Genomic DNA, 17,442 nt, shown 5'->3' with positions numbered 1-17,442 from the left:
GAATATTTTCGGTTGGAAGCGCGGGGCGATTACTGGACCAAGCTGATGGCGGAGGGGTCGGCGGCGGTGTTCGTGCCGCGCCAGTTTGCCCAGACCCGCCTGGCTTTGGTGCGGATACGGGAGTAGCAATTCATGGACGGACCAACGGATCGGATCAATGTGCTGCTGGAATGCAGCCAGACGCTTTTTCGCCTGACCGCGCAGCTGCGGGGCGGAGATTCCTCAAGATTGCCGGGAGAGGATTTTCGCGAGCAGATCTTGAAAGGCTTCGACGAGTTGGAGCGCATGGCCTTCGAGCGCCAGATCGGCATGGTGATCCTCAAGGATGCCAAGTACGCCCTGGCCGCTTTCGTCGACGAAGCGGTGCTCTCCAGTTCCTGGGCGGGTCGCCTGGCGTGGATGAGTCATCCCCTGCAACTGGAGATGTTCGGCGAGCACCTGGCCGGCGAGGGCTTTTTCGAACGCCTGGCCCAGCTGCGCCAGGGCGGCGAAGCCAACCTCGACCTCATCGAACTCTATTATGTGTGCCTGCAGCTGGGTTTCGAGGGCATTTACAAGGTGCGCGGCCTGGAACAGCTGATGGCTCTGCAGGTCGATTTGCGCAGCCAGATCGAGGGCTATCGCGGCGTGGTCGATCCGCGTCTCGCGCCCCAGGGGGTGCCGCGCGAAGGGCTGTTCACCAAGGTGCGGCGCGAGGTGCCTTATTGGGTGATCGGCGTGATGACCCTGGCCTTCGTCTGCTTCGGTTATCTCGGCTATGCCCGGACCATCGGCAATCTGGCGAACAGCACCCTGCGGGAGATGCGCGGCGATGCCCAAGTGGTGGGGCAACTGGCCGCCAAGGGGCGACCGTCCGCGACGGTGCGCGGGGAGGAGGCGCCATGAGGACTATCCTGCTGCTGTTGCAGGCCTATCTGCTGGGACGCACGGGCAGCCGCCTGATCGGTCTGGTGCTGCTGGTTTCGCTGATCTGGTGGGTCGGTCCCTACATCGGACTGGGCAGTGAGACCCTGCGCCTGGGGCTCATCGTCGGCCTGCTGGTGTTGGTGATTCTCGCCTTTGTCGTGCAGCGTCTGCTGGTGCGGCGCCGTGCCGGCCGTTTTCATGGCGAACTGCGCGGCCGACAGGTCGGCGGCGACAAGGATCAGAGTCTCGAAATCGATGAACTGCGCAAGAAGATGGACGAAGCCATCGCGACCCTCAAGTCCTCGGAACTCGGCGTCGCCTATCGCGGCAGCGCGGCGCTCTACGCCTTGCCCTGGTTCATGCTCATCGGCCCCTCGGCGGCGGGAAAAACCACCCTGCTGCGCAACTCAGGGCTGCACTTTCCCTATGCCGACCAGGGCGGCATGGATATTCGCGGTTTCGGCGGCACGCGCAATTGCGATTGGTGGTTTTCCAACGAAGCGGTGCTCCTCGATACCGCCGGCCGTTACACCACCGAACCCACCGACCATGGGGAATGGAAGGCGTTTTTGGCCCTGCTGCGCAAGCACCGGCGGCGCCTGCCCATCAACGGCGTGCTGGTCGCCATCAGCCTGGAAGAGCTGTTGACCGTCGACCAGAGCGGCCTCGCCCAGCACGTCAAGATCATTCGCGACCGCATCGATGAGCTGATCACCGACCTGGGCTGTCTGGTGCCGGTTTACCTGATTCTCACCAAGTGCGATCTGCTGCACGGGTTCAGCGCCTTTTTCGAGGATCTCGGCGAGCATGACCGCAATCAGGTCTGGGGCGCCTGGCTGGCCGAGAGCGCGGAATCTGAGAATTTGGCGGCCACCCTGGAAGCAAGACTGGGGGATCTTCACCAGCGCCTCTGCGCCATGCGCCTGCGCAAGCTCTCCATGCAGCGCCGCTTTGCCGCCAAGGGGCAGATCCACGAATTTCCCGCCGAATTCCAGACGGCCGCCCTGCGCCTGATGGAGTTCGCGCGGTTGCTGTTCAGGCCCAATCCCTATCAGGAAACGCCGCGCTTCTGCGGGGTCTATCTGACCAGTGCCACCCAGGAGGGCACGCCCCTGCAGCGCATCCTCGGCAACCTGCGCCAGGCCTTCGGCTATGTCGAGGCGCCGGCACCGCCCCGCGAGGCGACCCGCAGCTTCTTCATCAAGAAAGTGTTTCAGGACGTCATTTTCCCCAATGCCCAGGCCGGCTTCAAAAGCCGGCGCCGCGAGGTGCTGACGCGCTGGCTCAAGTCGGGCTGGGTCGCGGCGTCCCTTGCGGTCATCACCGGCACCTTCATGCTGCTGAGCACCGCGTTGACCAGCAACAGCCTGGTTCTGCACAAGGGCCGGGGTGTTACCGAGGAGGCGCGCGCCGCCCTGAGTCTCGGCGAGCCCGACCCGGCACGCCTCCATGCCGCGCTGGGAGAACTCCATGCCCACTACCGCGATCTTGCCGAAGGTCAGCGTCGTCAGCCCTGGCATGGGCTGCTCGGCGTCGATCGGGGCGGCGAGCAGTTGGAACCCAGCCGCGACCTGCTGCTCAGCGCCCTGGACCTGAGCTTTTTCCAGCCGGTGGCGCGCGCCCTGGAACTGCGCCTGGAAAATCAGACGCGCCAGTGGCAGGTCGGCGACGCGGGGGGGCGCGAGGTCCAGCGGGAGGCTTTCTACCAGGATCTGCGTCTCTATCTCATGCTCGGCGCCCCGAACCGCTTGGATGCCGCCTTCGCCGTGCCGCGCCTGCGCGATTTCTGGCACGCCGCCCTGAACCGCGACGATCTCTCCGGCGATTTTGAGCGCATCGAGGCGCCGGTTCTGGAGGAACTCATTGCCTTTTATCTTGAGCACCTCGTCGCGCAACCGGGCCAGGCGGGCGCGGCGCCCTGGTTGCCGCGCACGGAACTGGTCGCTCAGGCGCGCGACCAGTTGCGCTCGGCCCCCAACGCCGCGCGGCTCTACGCACAGGTTCTCGACAAGGCGCGCGCCGAGCTCAAGGACCGTTCCCTGGAGGATCTGCTGCGGGGCTACGATTTCGGCACCTTGAGCAGTCGCCAAGCCCTGCCCGGTCCGTTTACCGCCCGGGGTTGGCAGGAACAGGTGCGGCCCGAGATCAAGCGGGCGGTGCCGGCGGCCTGTCGTGGCGACTGGGTGCTCGACGCCGACGAGGCCGCTTCGGCGGATGCCGTCGATACGGTTCTGGCGGAGCGCCTGGAGCGGGAAGTCCGCGCGCTCTATTTCGCCGATTATGCCGAGGCCTGGTATCGGCTGCTGGAATCCGTGCGGGTCGCATCCTTTACCTCCCTGGGCGACGCGGCGCGCAAATTCCAGATCCTGGGACGCAGCGACGGCCCCCTGGCCGAGCTGATGCGCGTGGTGTCAGCCAACATCAATCTCGAGGAGGACGCTCCGCTTGCCGCCCTGAGGCTGGCGGACGCCGAACTCCCGGGGGCGTCGCGATCCCTGGTCCCCGAACTGGAGGGCGCCTTTCGGGAGTTGCGCAAGCTCTGCGATCCGGCCGAATCCATGAGCGTCAGTCTGCTGCTCAACCAGTACCTGCTGAGCGTTTCCGCGTTGCAGGCGGAAATCGAGGGGCTCAATGCCGCGGGCGATGTCGCGCGGGAGTCCGGGCGGTACGCGGCGGTCCTGCTCAACGGCGGCGCCGGTTCGGAACTCTACAAGGCCTGGGTGTCCACCAACAGCTTGCTGGGCGGCGTCGACGGCCGCACGCGCCGACTGGCCGGCCAAATGCTCATGGCCCCTCTGCGGCAGGCCTGGCAGCTGATTCTCGCCGAAACCCGCAAGGATCTGCAGGACACCTGGAAAAACCAGGTGCTCGCCGCCTACGGCCAGAAGATCCAGGGACGCTTTCCCTTCGCCGAAACCGGCAGGGATGCCGCCCTGGTGGATGTCGTCGATTTTTTCCGCCCCGAGGACGGTCTGTTGTGGAGTTTCGTGGGCAAGGATCTGGCGCCGTTTCTCAGCGCCGAGGGCAGCGGTTGGAAACAGAAGACCTGGCTGGATCAGGGTCCCGGTTTTCACGAGGATCTGCTTGCGGCCCTCGAACAGGCGCGGTTGATCAGCGCCGGATTGTTTCGCCGCGGCAGCGCCGAACCCGAGGTGCAGTTTTACCTCTATCCCCTGCCCAGCCGCGGGTTGAGCGAAATGTACCTGGAAAGCAACGGCCAGCATTACCGCTACCGCAATGAACCTCAGGAATGGCGGCAGTTTCGCTGGCCCGGCGACCTGGAGCGCCTGGGCGCGAAGATCCACGGCATCAACGGTCTGAGCAACAACCGTGAGGAGTTGGGATTCGACGGGGTCTGGGGCCTGTTTCATCTGCTGAAGCGCGCCGAGCTTACCGCCGAAAGCGGCACCCAGTACGTGAGTGCCTGGGAGCTTGGCGGCAACGAGGACACGCCCCTCACCGTGCAGTTTCGCTTGCGCGCCGACCGCGAGAACAATGTCTTCGAGCGCGGCCTGTTCACGCGCCTGAAGTTGCCGGAGAACCTGTTTTAAGGACTCAAACCCTGGGACGCAGATGAACGCGGAAAAGGCCGGATCAAGGCGGATGGTGCATTAAAATCCGCGTTTATCCTGAAAATCCGCGTCCCTTGAATTTTCTCATTTTCCATGGTTGGTCATGTTTGGATTGTTTACCCGCGCCGCTAAAAACTCTTCCGTCTCGCCCAGCCGTGATCAGATCGGGTGCTTCGGCAAGATGCCCGTCCATGCCGATTTCATCCGCCATGGGGTTCGAGAGCGGGAAGTGGTGGAGCTTGACAGCTGGGTGCGCGAGGGTGTGGGGGGCTTGTCCCGCAAAATCCAAGCCGAGGGGCTCGCGAGCCTGGCGACCTATCCCCGTCATCATCTGGTGATGAACGGCGGCGAGCAGGATCGTACCCTGGTCGCGACCCTGTGCGCCGGGCGCGACCGAGGCGGGCGGGCTTACCCCTTTCTGGTGTTTCGCCTGGCCGACGAACCGCTGTTTCGCCACATGCAGGCCGCGGTGCCCCTGGCCTTCGACGGTTTTTTCCAGCAAAGCTCCGCCCTTCTCGCCGCTCCCTGGAATCAGGAACCCCTGGGTTTGCTTCTGGAACGTGTCGATGCCCTGGCTTCTCGTGACACCAGCCTTGATCGGCGCCAGGTGCTCGACCGGCAAATCCGCCTGCTCGGTGATTATTCCCAGGGGCGCTTCTGGGCCGGAACCTTTCCCGGCATAATTCCCCGGCGCCAGGAAATGTTCGAGGCCTTGTTCAGCGCCCTGCGCAGCGTCGCACGCCGGGGAACCCAGCGCACCTCCTGGGGGCTGCGGCTGCCCTTGCCCGCCGGAAAGCCTCTGCTGCCGACGGTGATGTTCTGGGTGCAACTGGTGGAGGCGCTCCTCGAGGAGCCTCACTGGCGGGCCCATTATTTCTGGCAGGGCGGTGATGCCGGCTTTCCGGCCTGCCTGACGCTTTTCTTTCGCCCCTTGGCGCCCTCGCAGTTTCTCTGTCTGTTGCCGAGTCGCTGCGACGAGGCGGGCCTTTTTGATCTGCGCCTGGCCATGCACCAGCGCTCGGATGTGCGCTGCCCGGAGGAATTGGCGCGCATGCTGCGCGATGACGAGGTGTCCATGCTCGATCTGCTTTATCGCGCCGGCCGCCGCGAGGTGCTGTCATGAGTATCGCGGCTTCGGCCCTGGAGGATCTGTCCCTGCGCGAGGCGGTGCGCGCCCCCTTGCCCGGCGGCGGAGAGGATCCGCGCCACGGCGATGAATTCCTCCTGGCCAAGCGGGAAATCGACAAGCTCAAGGACAACGACTACGCCCTGGTCCATCGGCTCTGTCGGACCATTCTCGTGAACCAGGCCAAGGATCTGCGCGCGGCGGGCTATTTGCTCATGGCGGCCCTGGGACGCGACGGCCTTGCGGGACTGCTGGACGCCGCCGAGGCCTATCTCTTGTTGCTGGAGAGCTGCTGGGATGAAATCCATCCGCGCAAGGACAGCGCCCGCCTTGGTGCCCTCGACCTGCTCAACGGCCCCCGTCTTGAGGCCCTTGCCCGCGCGGCGGCCAACGCGGCGGCCCCCGAGGAACTGGCGCGCCTGCGGCGTTGCGTCGACGCCATCAACAGCCGGTTGCGCGCGCGCCTGGGAGACGAGGCCCCCCAATGGCGGTCCCTGGATGCCTGGCTCAGGGTCAAGCCGTCTGGTCACCGGGCGGTTGCCTCGCCGCGGGAGGGTACCGCCGGCGCACTTGGCGAGAATGCGGCGCCGGAAGCGCAGGCCGCGCCGCAGGGGCTGCCACACATCGGCTCGGAGCGTCAGGCCCTGGAACTGACCCGCGCCCTAGCCTTGTATTTTCGCGAGCAGGGCCATTGGCCTCAGTCCCTGGCGATGACCCGCGCCCTGCGCTGGGGGGGGGTGGCCCTGCCGCCCCACGAGCAGGGCCGCACCCGGGTGCCGGCGCCGCGCGCCTCGGCCGTCGCGGCCCTCGATCAACAGCGACTGGCCCTGGATCCGCCCCGATTGTTGGACATGTGCGAGGCCCTGTTGCTGGAACCGGGCGGCCAATTCTGGCTGGATCTGCAGTACCTCGCCCGGCAGGCGGCCAAGGCCTGGGGGCGTGGCGACCTGGAGCAATGCATCGACGGGCAGACCGCCCTGCTGCTCCAACGGCTGCCCGAACTGGCGACCCTGAGCTTCGAGGACGGACGGCCCTTCGCCGATGCGACGACGCGCGCCTGGCTCGCGGAATTGCAGGGTGCCAAACCCTCCCCGCGTGAAACCGTGCCGAGGGACGATTGGGACGCGCGTTTGGCCGAGACCCTCAACGCCGCCCGCGACCTCGCCGCCCGGAAAAAACTCGGCGAGGCCTTGGGCCTGCTGGATCAATTTGCGGCCGACAACGAGGGGCGACGCCTGCGTCTGGCCCTGGCTCGCGCCGCCCTGTGCCGGCAAGGCGGGCGCGCCGATGTGGCTCTGCCCCTGGTGGATGCTCTTGAGGAACAGGCGGAATCCTGCCGTCTGGTTCTCTGGGATCAGCCCCTGGCCCTGGACATCTGGCGGCTGGCCGTGGAGGTTCTGCGCGACTGCGCGCGCAAGGTGTCGGCGGAAGAAAAAGCCGCCCTGGACAGCCGCGCCCGCCGGCTGCATGCCTGCATCTGCCGCGCCGACCCGGCCGCCGCGCTGCAATGGTTGTGATTTGATTCGTCGGGGCGCCCCGACAACGAGGGTTATCCGCCTTGATCCGGTTTGATCGGATTTGATCCGCGGCCCATTGGTTTTTTGGTTTTCTCGCACGTTCAGTATTCAACAAAGGAGAGCAGCATGGCCGACAGTTTTCAGAAGGAAATTCCCAAGGCGCGCGTCAACATCGCCCTCGACGTCGAAACGGGCGGCAACCGCAAGAAGGTGGAACTGCCCCTCAAGATGCTGGTGGTGGGCGATTTCAGCAACGGCAAGAGCAAGGGACGGGTGGCCGAGCGCGAGCGCACCAACCTCAACAAGGGCAACTTCGAGGCGGTGCTGCGCGACCTGTCCCCCGAGGCGCGCTTCGAGGTGCCCAACGAACTGGCGCGCGACGGCAGCGAAATCGCCGTCAACCTCAAATTCGACGCCATGAAGGCGTTTCACCCGGACCGGGTGGCCAATCAGATTCCCGAAATGCACAGCATGCTGGCCATGCGCAATCTGCTCAAGGATCTCAAGGCCAATCTGCTCGACAATGCCGGGTTTCGTAAGGAACTGGAGAAGATCGTCAAGGATCAGCCGGAGTTGGCTGAACTCAAGGGACAGTTGGAACAAATTCTCGGCCCGGTGCCCGTCGCGGGCGGCGAGTAAAAGGAGAGGGATCATGGCGATTCAGGAAAGTGTTCAGGCAAGACGGATGGTTGCCGAGGAGGCGCCGGTTCTCGGAGCTTACGAGCGGCTGTGTAATCTGGTGGACATCGCACCCCTCGATGAGGCGGTGGCGCTGGATACCTTCGCCGACGCCGGCAAGCTGGCGGATATTTCCCTCAACAAGCGTCTGACCGCCGCCATTCAGGTGTTTCTCGACCTTGCCGCGCGCGGCCGCACCCGTGTCGAGCGCATCGACAAGACGCTGCTCGATTCCTACATCGCACGGATCGACGAAGCCATCAGCCGCCAGCTCGACACGGTGCTCCATCACCCCGAGTTTCAGCGCGTCGAGGCCGCCTGGCGCGGCTTGCAGCATCTGGTCGAGCGCTGTGATTTCCGCGCCAACATCAAGCTCGAACTCCTCGATTGTCGCAAGGATGATCTGCGCGACGATTTCGACGAGGCGCCCGAGACGGTGCAGACCGGCCTGTATCGCCACGTCTACGTCAGTGAGTACGACACCCCCGGCGGCCAGCCCATTTCGGCGATCGTCGCCAATTACGAGTTTGAGAACACACCCCAGGATCTGGCCCTGCTCACCGATGTGTCGCGCGTGGCGGCGAGCGCCCATTGCCCGTTCATCAGCTCGGTGGGCGCGCGCTTCTTCGGCAAGGAAAGCATCGACGAATTGCCGAAAATCCACGATCTGGCCACCTACATGGAGCGCGCCGAGTATATCCGTTGGCAGTCCTTCCGCGAGTCCGAGGATGCGCGCTACGTGGGCCTGGTGCTGCCGCGCTTTCTGCTGCGCCTGCCCTATGGCGCCGAGAGCAATCCGGTGCGGACCTTCAACTATGAGGAGGAGGTGCGCGCCGAGCATCACGGCAACTATCTGTGGGGCAACGCCGCCTTCGCCTTTGCCGCCAACGTCGCGCGCTCCTTTGCCGACAACGGCTGGGCGGTGAACATCCGCGGCCCCGAATCCGGCGGCAAGGTGGAGAACCTGGCCATCCACAATTACGATGCCGGCAAGGGCCTACAGAGCAAGATTCCCACGGAAATCCTGATCCCGGAGACCCGCGAACTCGAATTCGCGAAGCTTGGCTTCATTCCCCTGAGCTATTACAAGAACAGCGATTACGCCTGCTTCTTCTCGGCGGACTCGGTGCAGAAGCCCGCCGAGTACCACAGCGCCGACGCCACCGCCAACGCGCGCATCAACGCGCGGCTGCCCTATATCTTTCTGGTGTCGCGCATCGCCCACTATCTCAAGGTGCTGCAGCGCGAGAACATCGGCACCACCAAGAGCCGCCAGACCCTGGAAAACGAACTCAACGCCTGGCTACAGACCCTGGTGACCAAGATGAAGGATCCCGAACCCGATCTGCTCGCCACCCATCCCCTCAAGGACGGGCGCGTCGAGGTCGCGGAGATTCCCGAGAACCCCGGATTTTTCAGCGTGAGCCTGTACATCGTCCCCCATTTCCAGATCGAGGGGGTGGACGTGCGCCTGAATCTCGTCGCGCAGATGCCGCGAGGGGAGAAGTAGGATACGGCGCGGGTGCTTGCGACACCTCTTTCAAAGGCCGCATGAACCCATCCTTGGGGCTTGACCGGCGCCCTCCAGGCGCCGGACACCTTTGACCGAGGTGTCGCAAGCCCCCGCGGGGACCTGCGGAATAGTTGACCTGCGATGCTTTTCAATTCCCGGAGATGGTCTTCGGGACATCAACCCAAGGAGGAAGAACAGAACATGGCAATTCCGGCTTACATGTGGATCAAGGATGACCAGGGCATGCGGATCGAAGGACCGATTACCGTGCAGGGTCGTGAGCAAAGCGTCGAGGTGCTCGGTTTCGATCATGAACTGCGCATCCCCACCGACAACGACACGGGCGCCCTTACCGGCACCCGCAAGCACGAGCCGTTCAAGTTCCTCAAGGCCTTCGACAGCTCCTCGCCTTATATGTACAAGGCTTGCAGCAACGGCCAGACCCTGAACGAATTGCTGCTGCGCTGGTATCGCATCGACGATACCGGCACCGAAAAAGAGTACTTCCGTCACAAGCTCGAAGGGGTGAAGATCACCTCCATCAAGCCCACCATGCACAATGTCAAGGACCTGGACAAAGAGCGCTATCCCCACCTCGAAGAGGTTTCGGTGCGCTACTCCAAGATCACCTGGACCTACGTCGACGGCAACATCGAGTTCAGCGATTCCTGGACCGAGGGCCGTTAACTCTTGCTGTCATCGCCGGGGCGCCTGCGGGCGCCTCGGCACCTTTTTGCCGAAGAACAAGAATTGATTATGCCCCCGGCTCTCTTCGACATTCTCACCGCGTCCGCCGCCGGATCCCGCAACGACCTGGCGGGCAGCGTGCGGGACCACCTGCTGCGCCTGTTCAATGCCCGGCGCGGCTCGCTGGTGCATCTGCCCGATTACGGTCTGCCCGATATCGGCGCCATTTACGAGAATCTGCCCTACTCGGTGGCCGATCTGGCCCAGCAGGTGCGGCAGTTGATCGAAACCTTCGAGCCGCGTCTGAGCGCGGTGCGGGTGCGCCAGTTGGGCGCGGTGGGCGAGGATCGGCGCATTCATCTGGAGATCGCCGCGCGCCTGGCTTCCCTGGGCGAGGTGCGCTTCCAGACGGTCTTCGAGAGCGCCGGCATCGCCCAGGTCCAGGGGCGTGGCACGGGAGGGCGCCATGCGTGACTATTACGAGGCGGAGATGCGCCTGCTGCGTGAATCGGCGCGCGAGTTCGCCCGCCTTTATCCCGAGCAGGCGGCCATGCTCAATATTGATGAGCTGCGCGACCGCGATCCCTACGTGGAGCGCCTGCTGGAGGGCATGGCCTATCTGAGCGCGCATGTGCGCCGGCGCCTCGACGACGATGTCCCCGAGCTCTGCGAAGCCCTGCTCAATCAGCTCTGGCCCCATTTCCTGCGCCCCTTTCCGGCGGCCACCATCGTGCAATTTTCGCCGCGTCCGGGGCAGCTGCAGCAAGCCCAGCTCCTGGCGCGCGGCGCCCTGCTGATGAGTCCGCCCCTGGGGTCCGAGCGCGTCATCAGTCGATTTCGCACCACCAGCGACCTGCTCCTTCAGCCGCTGCACCTCAAAAGCGTGCAGACCGAGGAAACCGCCGCCGGCGCCACCTTGCTGCGGCTGCGCTTTCAGCTCGATGCCGGCCTGGACGCGGCGGCCCTGCACCTCAAGGCGGTGAAATTGCACATCCATGCCGATGCCGCGCTGGCCCTCAAGCTCTACCATCTGCTGGTCGCGGCGACGCGGCGCGCCGAAATCCGTTTTCCCGACCTGCCCGATCTCTCCGCGCAAGGCCTCGGCGGTCAGGAGACGATCCAGCCCTGTCACCTGGGTGGCGAAGACTTGCTGGTGCCGGGGGTGGGGCGCAGCTTTCTCGGCTATCATCTGCTCCAGGAATATTTCTGTTTCCGCGAAAAATATCTGTTCGTGGAATTGGGACGGCTTGACGGGGTGGACTGGCCGAGCGGCTGTCAGAGTTTTGAAATTCGCCTGACCCTCGATGGGCGCTTCGAGCCCGAGGAGCGCCTGACCCGCGAAAATCTGCGGCTGCATTGCGCCCCGGCGATCAATCTGTTCGAAACCTCCGCCGAGCCCATTCGCCTTACCCACCGGCGCAGCGAATACCCTCTGCTGGCCGAAGCGGCGCTGAGCGAGGGGGTGGAAATCTATAGTCTCGACGAAGTGGTCGGGATCGAGGGCGCGAGCGGCGCGCGCCGTTCCTACCAGCCCCTGCATGGTTTTCGTCACAAGGCGCGAGGGGGGCGTTTCTATCAGGTGGCGCGGCGCGAGCAGGGCGAGGCGAGTCCCGCCCATTATCTCGCGGTGGGCGGCATCGAGGATTTTGGCCAGGAAACCCTGTCCTGCGCACTGACCGCCTGCAACGGCGATCTGCCCCACCGCCATCTGCCGGAGCGGGGCCTGAGCTTGGCGACCAGCGAAATGCCCTCCTATCTGCGCTTTGCCAATCTGCTGCGTCCCACCGCGCGCCTGAAACCACCGGCGCGGCGTGATTTTCGCCTGACCCTGCTTGCGCACCTGAGCCTGGCCCTCGGATCCCTGGATTCACCCGAGGCCCTGCGGCAGCTGCTGCGGCTTTATGACTGGAGCGGCCGCGACCATAACCAGCGCCGCATCGCCGGCATCACCGAACTGCGCCTGAGCCCCGTCAACCGCATTCGCCGGGGCGGACTGCTGCGCGGCGTGGAAGTGCGCGTCGGGGTGCGCGAGGATCATTTCATCAACACCGGGGATGTCCATCTGTTCGGAGAACTGCTGCATGTGTTCTTCAGCCGCTTCGCCTCGCTCAATCTGTTTGTGGAAACGCTGCTGGTTCTGCAACCCTCGGCCCGGGAGCTGCGATGGCAACCGCTGTTCGGCGACAGCTCGCCGCTCTGATCCGCGACCTGACGGCGGATGCCGCGCGCTTCGAGTTCTTTCAGGCGGTGCGCCTGCTCGAGGCCGCCGCTCCGGGGGGCGCCGGATCCCTTGAACGGCCGCGGGCCGCGGTGCGCCTGCGCACGGCGCCGGAATTGTCCTTCCCCGCCGCCGATCTGCGGCGCGCCTATCCCGGCGAGGACGGCAGCCTGGTGCTGGAAGCCACGTTCCTGGGGCTGTACGGCGTCGATGCGCCCCTGCCGGCCTATTTCTGGGAAAGCGTGGCGCGCGGCGAAGAGGCGGGACAATGCTTGCGCGCCTTTCTCGATCTGTTCGGCGGGCGCCTCTATGAATTGCTCTATCTGGCTTGGAGGAAGGCCCGCGCCCACCTGGTCGACGATCAGGGCGGCAGCCCCCTGGAGTCCTACCTGCTCGCCTTGTCGGGCGCGCCGCGCGACGCCCGGCGGGATCTGGCATTGGCTTACGCCGAAGGCTTGGGGCGTCGGGTCAAGGGAGCAGCAAGTCTCGCCGGCATGCTGCGCGAGCAGTTGGGGGTGGCGGTGAGCATCGAGGAATTCGTGCCTTGCTGGGTGGAGGTGGGAGCGGTCTGCGCCCTCGGGCGGACCGGCATGACCCTGGGCGACGACCTGGTGCTCGGCGAGAGGGTGCTTGACGTGGGACGCAAGATCAACCTCAGCCTCGGCCCCCTGGACGAAGAGCGGGCGCTGGATCTGCTGCCCGGCGGGGAAGGGGCGCGGGATTTCAAGGATCTGGTCAACGCCTACCTGGAGCCGACCCTGGAATTTGACGTGATTATTTTGGTGGATGGAAGCGCTTCGGCCCGGCATCTGGGCTGCGATCCCCTGTATCTCGGCTGGACGAGCGGCCTGGGAGAGGCGGATGGGAAAACGCGGCGCATCCACCTGGCAGGCAGCGTCTATCAACAACCCTGAACCCACGAATCTACATCAATCCGGAGATGTTTCCCGTAAAAGGATTCATGTCCCTTCGTGCCATTCGTGGTTGCCTGAGGTTTGAAAGGAAGAATTACCGCATGGACAATCGACACCTGCGCTCCCTGCTGGAGCGACTCAACGCCCATTGCGTCACGGCCCTGGAGGGCGCGGCGGCCTTTGCCGCCACCCGCGGCCACGCCGAGGTCGGCGTGGAACACCTCGCCGTCAAGCTGTTGGAACAGGGCGGCGGCGATTTCGAACGCATCCTGCATCATTTCGGCGTGGATCTCGATGCCCTCTGGCAGGCGCTGCTCGCGGCCCTCGCTCGGCGCCCCGCCGGGCCGGCGGGGCGGCCGTTGTTCGGCGCGGGGTTGCAACAGCTGCTGGAGCGCGCCTGGCTCGCGGCCTCGCTGCACTATCACAGCGATCACATCCGTTCGGCGGCGCTCCTCGATGCCCTGGTGAGTTTGGCGCCGACGCTGCCCGCCGACACCTTCGGCCTGCTCGACGCCCTGTCCCTGGAAACGCTGCGCCGCGACTTCGCCCGCATCAGCGCCGGGTCCCCCGAGGACCAGCAGGCGGACGGCGTGCCCGAACCATCGGCGCTCGCCGGGACATCGACCCAGGCCGGTGCCGCCGCAGCCTCCTCGGCCCTGGCGCGTTTCACCCTGGATCTGACCGCCCGCGCGGCGGCCGGCGACATCGACCCGGTACTCGGCCGCGGTCGCGAAATCCGCCTGATGCTTGACATCCTCGCCCGCCGCCGCAAGAACAATCCCATTGTGGTGGGTGAGCCGGGGGTGGGCAAAACGGCGGTGGTGGAAGGCCTGGCCCTGCGCATCGCCGCCGGTCAGGTGCCCGAGAGCCTGCGCAAGGCGCGCCTGCTCGCCCTGGATCTGGGTCTGCTGCAGGCCGGGGCTGGGGTCAAGGGCGAGTTCGAGAAGCGCCTGAAAAACGTCATCGACGAGGTCAAGGCCTCACCCGAACCGATCATCCTTTTTGTCGACGAGGCCCACACCCTCATCGGCGCGGGCGGCGAGGCGGGTCTGGGCGATGCCGCCAATCTGTTCAAGCCCGCCCTGGCGCGGGGCGAGTTGCGCACCATCGCCGCCACCACCTGGAGCGAATATAAAAAGTATTTCGAGCGCGACGCGGCTCTGGCCCGGCGCTTTCAGCTGGTCAAGGTCGAGGAGCCCGGCGAGGAGGCGGCCATCGCCATGCTCAGCGGCCTGCGCGAACTCTATCAGAAGCATCACGGCATCCTCATCACCGACGACGCGGTGGCCGCCGCCGTGCGCCTTTCGGCGCGCTATATCAGCGGGCGCCAGTTGCCCGACAAGGCCATCGATCTCATCGACACCGCCGCGGCGCGCCTGTGCATGGCCGAGGCCGCGGTGCCCGCGGAAATCGACGCCGACCGCGAGCACCTCGCTTATCTGCACGGGCGGTTGCAGTCCCTGGCCGCCGAGGACGCCCAGGGACTGCCGCGCCAGGAACGGCTGCTGGCAACCTTGGAGGCGGAATTGGCCGCGACCCAGGCGCGCCTGCGCACCAACGAGCAACAATGGCTGGCCGAGGGCGCGTTGATTCGCCAGGTGCGCGCCCGGCGCGATGCCCTGGCGGTCGGTGGCCCTGGGACTGCCCCAGAGGGCGGGGATTCGCGCCGCGCGGCCGATGAGAGCCTGCGGCAACTCAGGGACGTTCAGGGCGACAGCCCCATGTTGCAGGCCGAAGTCAACGCAGAGGCCATCGCCGCCGTGGTCGCCGACTGGACCGGGGTGCCCCTGGGCCGCATGCTGCGCGACGAACTCGGCGCCCTGCTGCGCCTGGAGGAATCCCTGGCGCAAGGGGTGCTGGGGCAGGACGATGCCCTGATCGCCATTGCGCAATCCCTGCGCGGGTCCAAGGCCGGTCTACGCCGTCCCGAGGCGCCCCTTGGCGTGTTTCTGCTGGCCGGACCCAGCGGCGTTGGCAAGACCGAGACCGCGCGGGTGCTCGCCGAGCAGCTGTTTGGCGGCGAGCGGTTTCTCGTGACCATCAACCTGAGCGAATATCAGGAAGCGCACACCGTGAGCCAGCTCAAGGGTGCGCCGCCCGGCTACGTCGGCTACGGCGAGGGCGGCATTCTCACCGAAGCCGTGCGCCGACGGCCCTATGCGGTGATTCTCCTCGACGAAGTGGAAAAAGCCCATCCCGACGTGATGAATCTGTTCTACCAGGTCTTCGATCGCGGTTTCATGCGCGACGGCGAGGGGCGCGAGATCGATTTCAAGAACACGGTGATTCTCATGACCACCAACCTCGGCGCCGAGGAGATCTTCGCCCTGTGCGGCGCGGACGGCGCGGAAGCGGGGGAAGGCGTGGCGGTGTCGCAGCCGGGCCACGCGGCGCTGGTCGAGGCTCTTCGCCCGGCCTTGGCCCGTCACTTCGCGCCGGCTCTGGTGGCGCGCATGCAGGTGGTGCCCTATCGGCCCTTGACCGCCGAGGCCTTGCAGCGGATCGTCGCCCTCAAGCTCGACGACATCGCCCAGCGGCTGCATGCCGCCCATGGCATCGAACTGCGCTGCGCTCCCGAGGTGCTGGATTATCTCGGCGCGCGCTGCGGGCAGCCCGCCACCGGCGCGCGCTTCATCAATGCCCTGCTCGAACAGCGCCTGCTGCCCGGGATCGCCCGCGGCCTGCTGGGGTTTCTCGCGAGCGGCGATCCCCCCGATATTCTCGGCCTGGAACTGGACGACGAGGGGGAATTGACCTGCGTGTTCGCCGACCGGGTGGCAGAAGCGGAGGCTGCGGAAGAGCCGTTGGCGGTGGCGGATACCATTTGAGTTTGTCCGAAAGGGAGGACCTACCATGTCATTGATGTCGGCCGTGAGCGGCGCCCTGTCGCAAAATGCAAGCGCCAGCCAGTTTTTCTTCCGGGTTCAGGGCGTGCCCGACGGGACCCTGGCGGTCAAGGATTTCTCCGGTAGGGATCATGGGCTCTCCCAGGATTATTGCTTCGAGATCGGGCTGATTTCCGAGGTTTACCTGTCCCAGGATCTGCCCGTGGGGCGCAAGGGCGCCCTGGATCTTTCCTGGCAAGGGCGCGAGCTGTCCGTCCACGGGGTGGTGGCCGCCTTCTCCTACGTCGGCGCCGCGGTCGCCGGTCATGAGTACCTGGCCCTGCTCCATTCACCGCTCTATCCGCTCAAGCTCAGACGCGACAACCGGGTGTTCCTCCAGACCAGCGTGCCCCGGATCGTCGAGGACGTTCTGCGGGACGCCGGCTTCGCCGCGGCGGATTACGCGCTGGAACTCAAGGGCGATTACCCCCAGCGCGAGTTCGTGGTGCAGTTCGATGAGAGCGATTGGGATTTTCTCTCGCGTCTCTGCGCCCATGCGGGTATTTTCTTTCGCTTCGAGCCGCTTGAGGAAGGCGCGCGCCTGGTCTTTCACGACCAGGTCGACAATTTGCCCGCCGCGGCCTGCGGCGAACTGCTCTACGAGGCGCAGAGCGGCACCCGGCGCGCCCGCGAGACGGTCTTTGCCCTGCGCGCGCGCGCCCAACTGCTGAGCGAAGGCGTCGAACTCAAGGACTATAACGACCAGACGCCCGAGGCGCGCCTGCTGAGCTTCGCCGCCTCCTCGGGAGGCATGGGGCGTGACTACCGCTACGGCGAACACTTCCTCGATCTCGATCAGGGCCAGAAACTGGCGCGCCTGCGCCGCGAGCTTCTCGACTGGCAGCGCCGCACCCTGATTGCCGAAACGGATTGCCGAGCCCTGGCGCCGGGAAACATCCTTTCCATCATCGGACATCCCGATGCCTTGCACAACGGCGACTACCTGATCATCGAGGTCGAGCACCAGGGCGATCAGCGCTCCGGCTTCGCCTTCGGCGAATCTGCCAAGGGCATGACCTACCGCAACAAGCTGCTGCTAATCCGCGCCGGCGTCGCCTATCGCCCGCCGTTGCCCGAGCCGCGTCGCATGCACGGCCTGCTGACCGCGCGCATCGAAACCACCGGCGGCGACTACGCCCATCTCGACGAGCAGGGGCGCTACCGCCTGCGCGCCGATTTCGATCTCGGCGCGGCCGCGACCGGCGAGGCCAGCCATCCGGTGCGCATGGTGCAGCCCTATGCCGGTCGGGACTATGGCTTTCATTTCCCGCTGCACGCCGGCACCGAGGTGGTGATTTCCTGCGTCAATGGCGACCTCGACCGGCCGGTGATCCTCGGCGCCCTGCCCAACCCCGACACGCCCACCCCCGTGACCAGCGCCAACCGCACGCAGAACATTCTGCGCACCTGGGGCGGCAACGAACTG

13 protein-coding genes are annotated in these 17,442 nt (G+C 65.6%); all 13 read left to right on the top strand.

Going from position 1 to position 17,442, the window contains the following annotated elements; all coding sequences use genetic code 11:
- The first annotated feature begins 12 nt into the window (after positions 1–12).
- Entirely contained in the window at positions 13–126 is a 114-nt protein-coding gene (locus QAT43_RS14855; protein WP_442900228.1) for a hypothetical protein, read from the top strand.
- Positions 127–132: 6 nt separating this feature from the next.
- Complete coding sequence (icmH, locus tag QAT43_RS08565; RefSeq protein ID WP_305042643.1) at positions 133–885, top strand: type IVB secretion system protein IcmH/DotU; 753 nt, start codon at positions 133–135, stop codon at positions 883–885.
- The gene (tssM, locus tag QAT43_RS08560; protein ID WP_305042642.1) at positions 882–4,457 is read left to right on the top strand and encodes a type VI secretion system membrane subunit TssM; all 3,576 of its coding nucleotides are present in this window, start codon (positions 882–884) and stop codon (positions 4,455–4,457) included. Before icmH ends, tssM begins: the two co-directional genes overlap by 4 nt.
- Before the next feature lie 124 nt (positions 4,458–4,581).
- On the top strand, positions 4,582–5,601 hold the full coding sequence (gene tagF / locus QAT43_RS08555) for a type VI secretion system-associated protein TagF (RefSeq protein WP_305042641.1): 1,020 nt from the start codon (positions 4,582–4,584) through the stop codon (positions 5,599–5,601).
- Positions 5,598–7,121 carry a type VI secretion system protein TssA gene (gene tssA, locus QAT43_RS08550; protein WP_305042640.1) on the top strand — a complete coding sequence of 508 codons (1,524 nt, stop codon included), beginning with the start codon at positions 5,598–5,600 and terminating at the stop codon, positions 7,119–7,121. The genes tagF and tssA overlap by 4 nt, the downstream gene beginning before the upstream one ends.
- Before the next feature lie 126 nt (positions 7,122–7,247).
- Entirely contained in the window at positions 7,248–7,760 is a 513-nt protein-coding gene (tssB, locus tag QAT43_RS08545; protein WP_305042639.1) for a type VI secretion system contractile sheath small subunit, read from the top strand.
- 13 nt (positions 7,761–7,773) lie between these two features.
- Positions 7,774–9,309 carry a type VI secretion system contractile sheath large subunit gene (gene tssC, locus QAT43_RS08540; protein WP_305042638.1) on the top strand — a complete coding sequence of 512 codons (1,536 nt, stop codon included), beginning with the start codon at positions 7,774–7,776 and terminating at the stop codon, positions 9,307–9,309.
- A 204-nt stretch (positions 9,310–9,513) separates the two neighbouring features.
- The gene (locus QAT43_RS08535; protein ID WP_305042637.1) at positions 9,514–9,999 is read left to right on the top strand and encodes an Hcp family type VI secretion system effector; all 486 of its coding nucleotides are present in this window, start codon (positions 9,514–9,516) and stop codon (positions 9,997–9,999) included.
- A gap of 69 nt (positions 10,000–10,068) precedes the next feature.
- Positions 10,069–10,473 (top strand): type VI secretion system baseplate subunit TssE, encoded by a 405-nt coding sequence (tssE, locus tag QAT43_RS08530; protein WP_305042636.1) that lies wholly within the window; start codon positions 10,069–10,071, stop codon positions 10,471–10,473.
- Positions 10,466–12,199, top strand: a complete 1,734-nt coding sequence (gene tssF, locus QAT43_RS08525) for a type VI secretion system baseplate subunit TssF (RefSeq protein ID WP_305042635.1) — start codon at positions 10,466–10,468, stop codon at positions 12,197–12,199. Before tssE ends, tssF begins: the two co-directional genes overlap by 8 nt.
- A complete protein-coding gene (gene tssG, locus QAT43_RS08520) occupies positions 12,163–13,131 on the top strand; it encodes a type VI secretion system baseplate subunit TssG (RefSeq protein ID WP_305042634.1) in 969 nt (322 codons plus the stop codon). The genes tssF and tssG overlap by 37 nt, the downstream gene beginning before the upstream one ends.
- Before the next feature lie 101 nt (positions 13,132–13,232).
- Entirely contained in the window at positions 13,233–15,959 is a 2,727-nt protein-coding gene (tssH, locus tag QAT43_RS08515) for a type VI secretion system ATPase TssH (protein ID WP_305042633.1), read from the top strand.
- A gap of 25 nt (positions 15,960–15,984) precedes the next feature.
- On the top strand, positions 15,985–17,442 hold a 1,458-nt coding region (locus QAT43_RS08510; protein WP_305042632.1), incomplete at its 3' end, for a type VI secretion system Vgr family protein.

This window comes from Geoalkalibacter sp. (assembly GCF_030604225.1).
Lineage (GTDB): Bacteria > Desulfobacterota > Desulfuromonadia > Desulfuromonadales > Geoalkalibacteraceae > Geoalkalibacter.
Note: the sequence above shows the minus strand (reverse complement) of the source record. Positions and strands in the feature narration are given on the sequence as shown.

What these genes read in the sequence shown, in the direction of transcription:
- icmH (WP_305042643.1), top strand. Translation starts at nt 133, where the DNA reads ATGGACGGACCAACGGATCGGATCAATGTGCTGCTGGAATGCAGCCAG.
- tssM (WP_305042642.1), top strand. Translation starts at nt 882, where the DNA reads ATGAGGACTATCCTGCTGCTGTTGCAGGCCTATCTGCTGGGACGCACG.
- tagF (WP_305042641.1), top strand. Translation starts at nt 4,582, where the DNA reads ATGTTTGGATTGTTTACCCGCGCCGCTAAAAACTCTTCCGTCTCGCCC.
- tssA (WP_305042640.1), top strand. Translation starts at nt 5,598, where the DNA reads ATGAGTATCGCGGCTTCGGCCCTGGAGGATCTGTCCCTGCGCGAGGCG.
- tssB (WP_305042639.1), top strand. Translation starts at nt 7,248, where the DNA reads ATGGCCGACAGTTTTCAGAAGGAAATTCCCAAGGCGCGCGTCAACATC.
- tssC (WP_305042638.1), top strand. Translation starts at nt 7,774, where the DNA reads ATGGCGATTCAGGAAAGTGTTCAGGCAAGACGGATGGTTGCCGAGGAG.
- QAT43_RS08535 (WP_305042637.1), top strand. Translation starts at nt 9,514, where the DNA reads ATGGCAATTCCGGCTTACATGTGGATCAAGGATGACCAGGGCATGCGG.
- tssE (WP_305042636.1), top strand. Translation starts at nt 10,069, where the DNA reads ATGCCCCCGGCTCTCTTCGACATTCTCACCGCGTCCGCCGCCGGATCC.
- tssF (WP_305042635.1), top strand. Translation starts at nt 10,466, where the DNA reads ATGCGTGACTATTACGAGGCGGAGATGCGCCTGCTGCGTGAATCGGCG.
- tssG (WP_305042634.1), top strand. Translation starts at nt 12,163, where the DNA reads ATGGCAACCGCTGTTCGGCGACAGCTCGCCGCTCTGATCCGCGACCTG.
- tssH (WP_305042633.1), top strand. Translation starts at nt 13,233, where the DNA reads ATGGACAATCGACACCTGCGCTCCCTGCTGGAGCGACTCAACGCCCAT.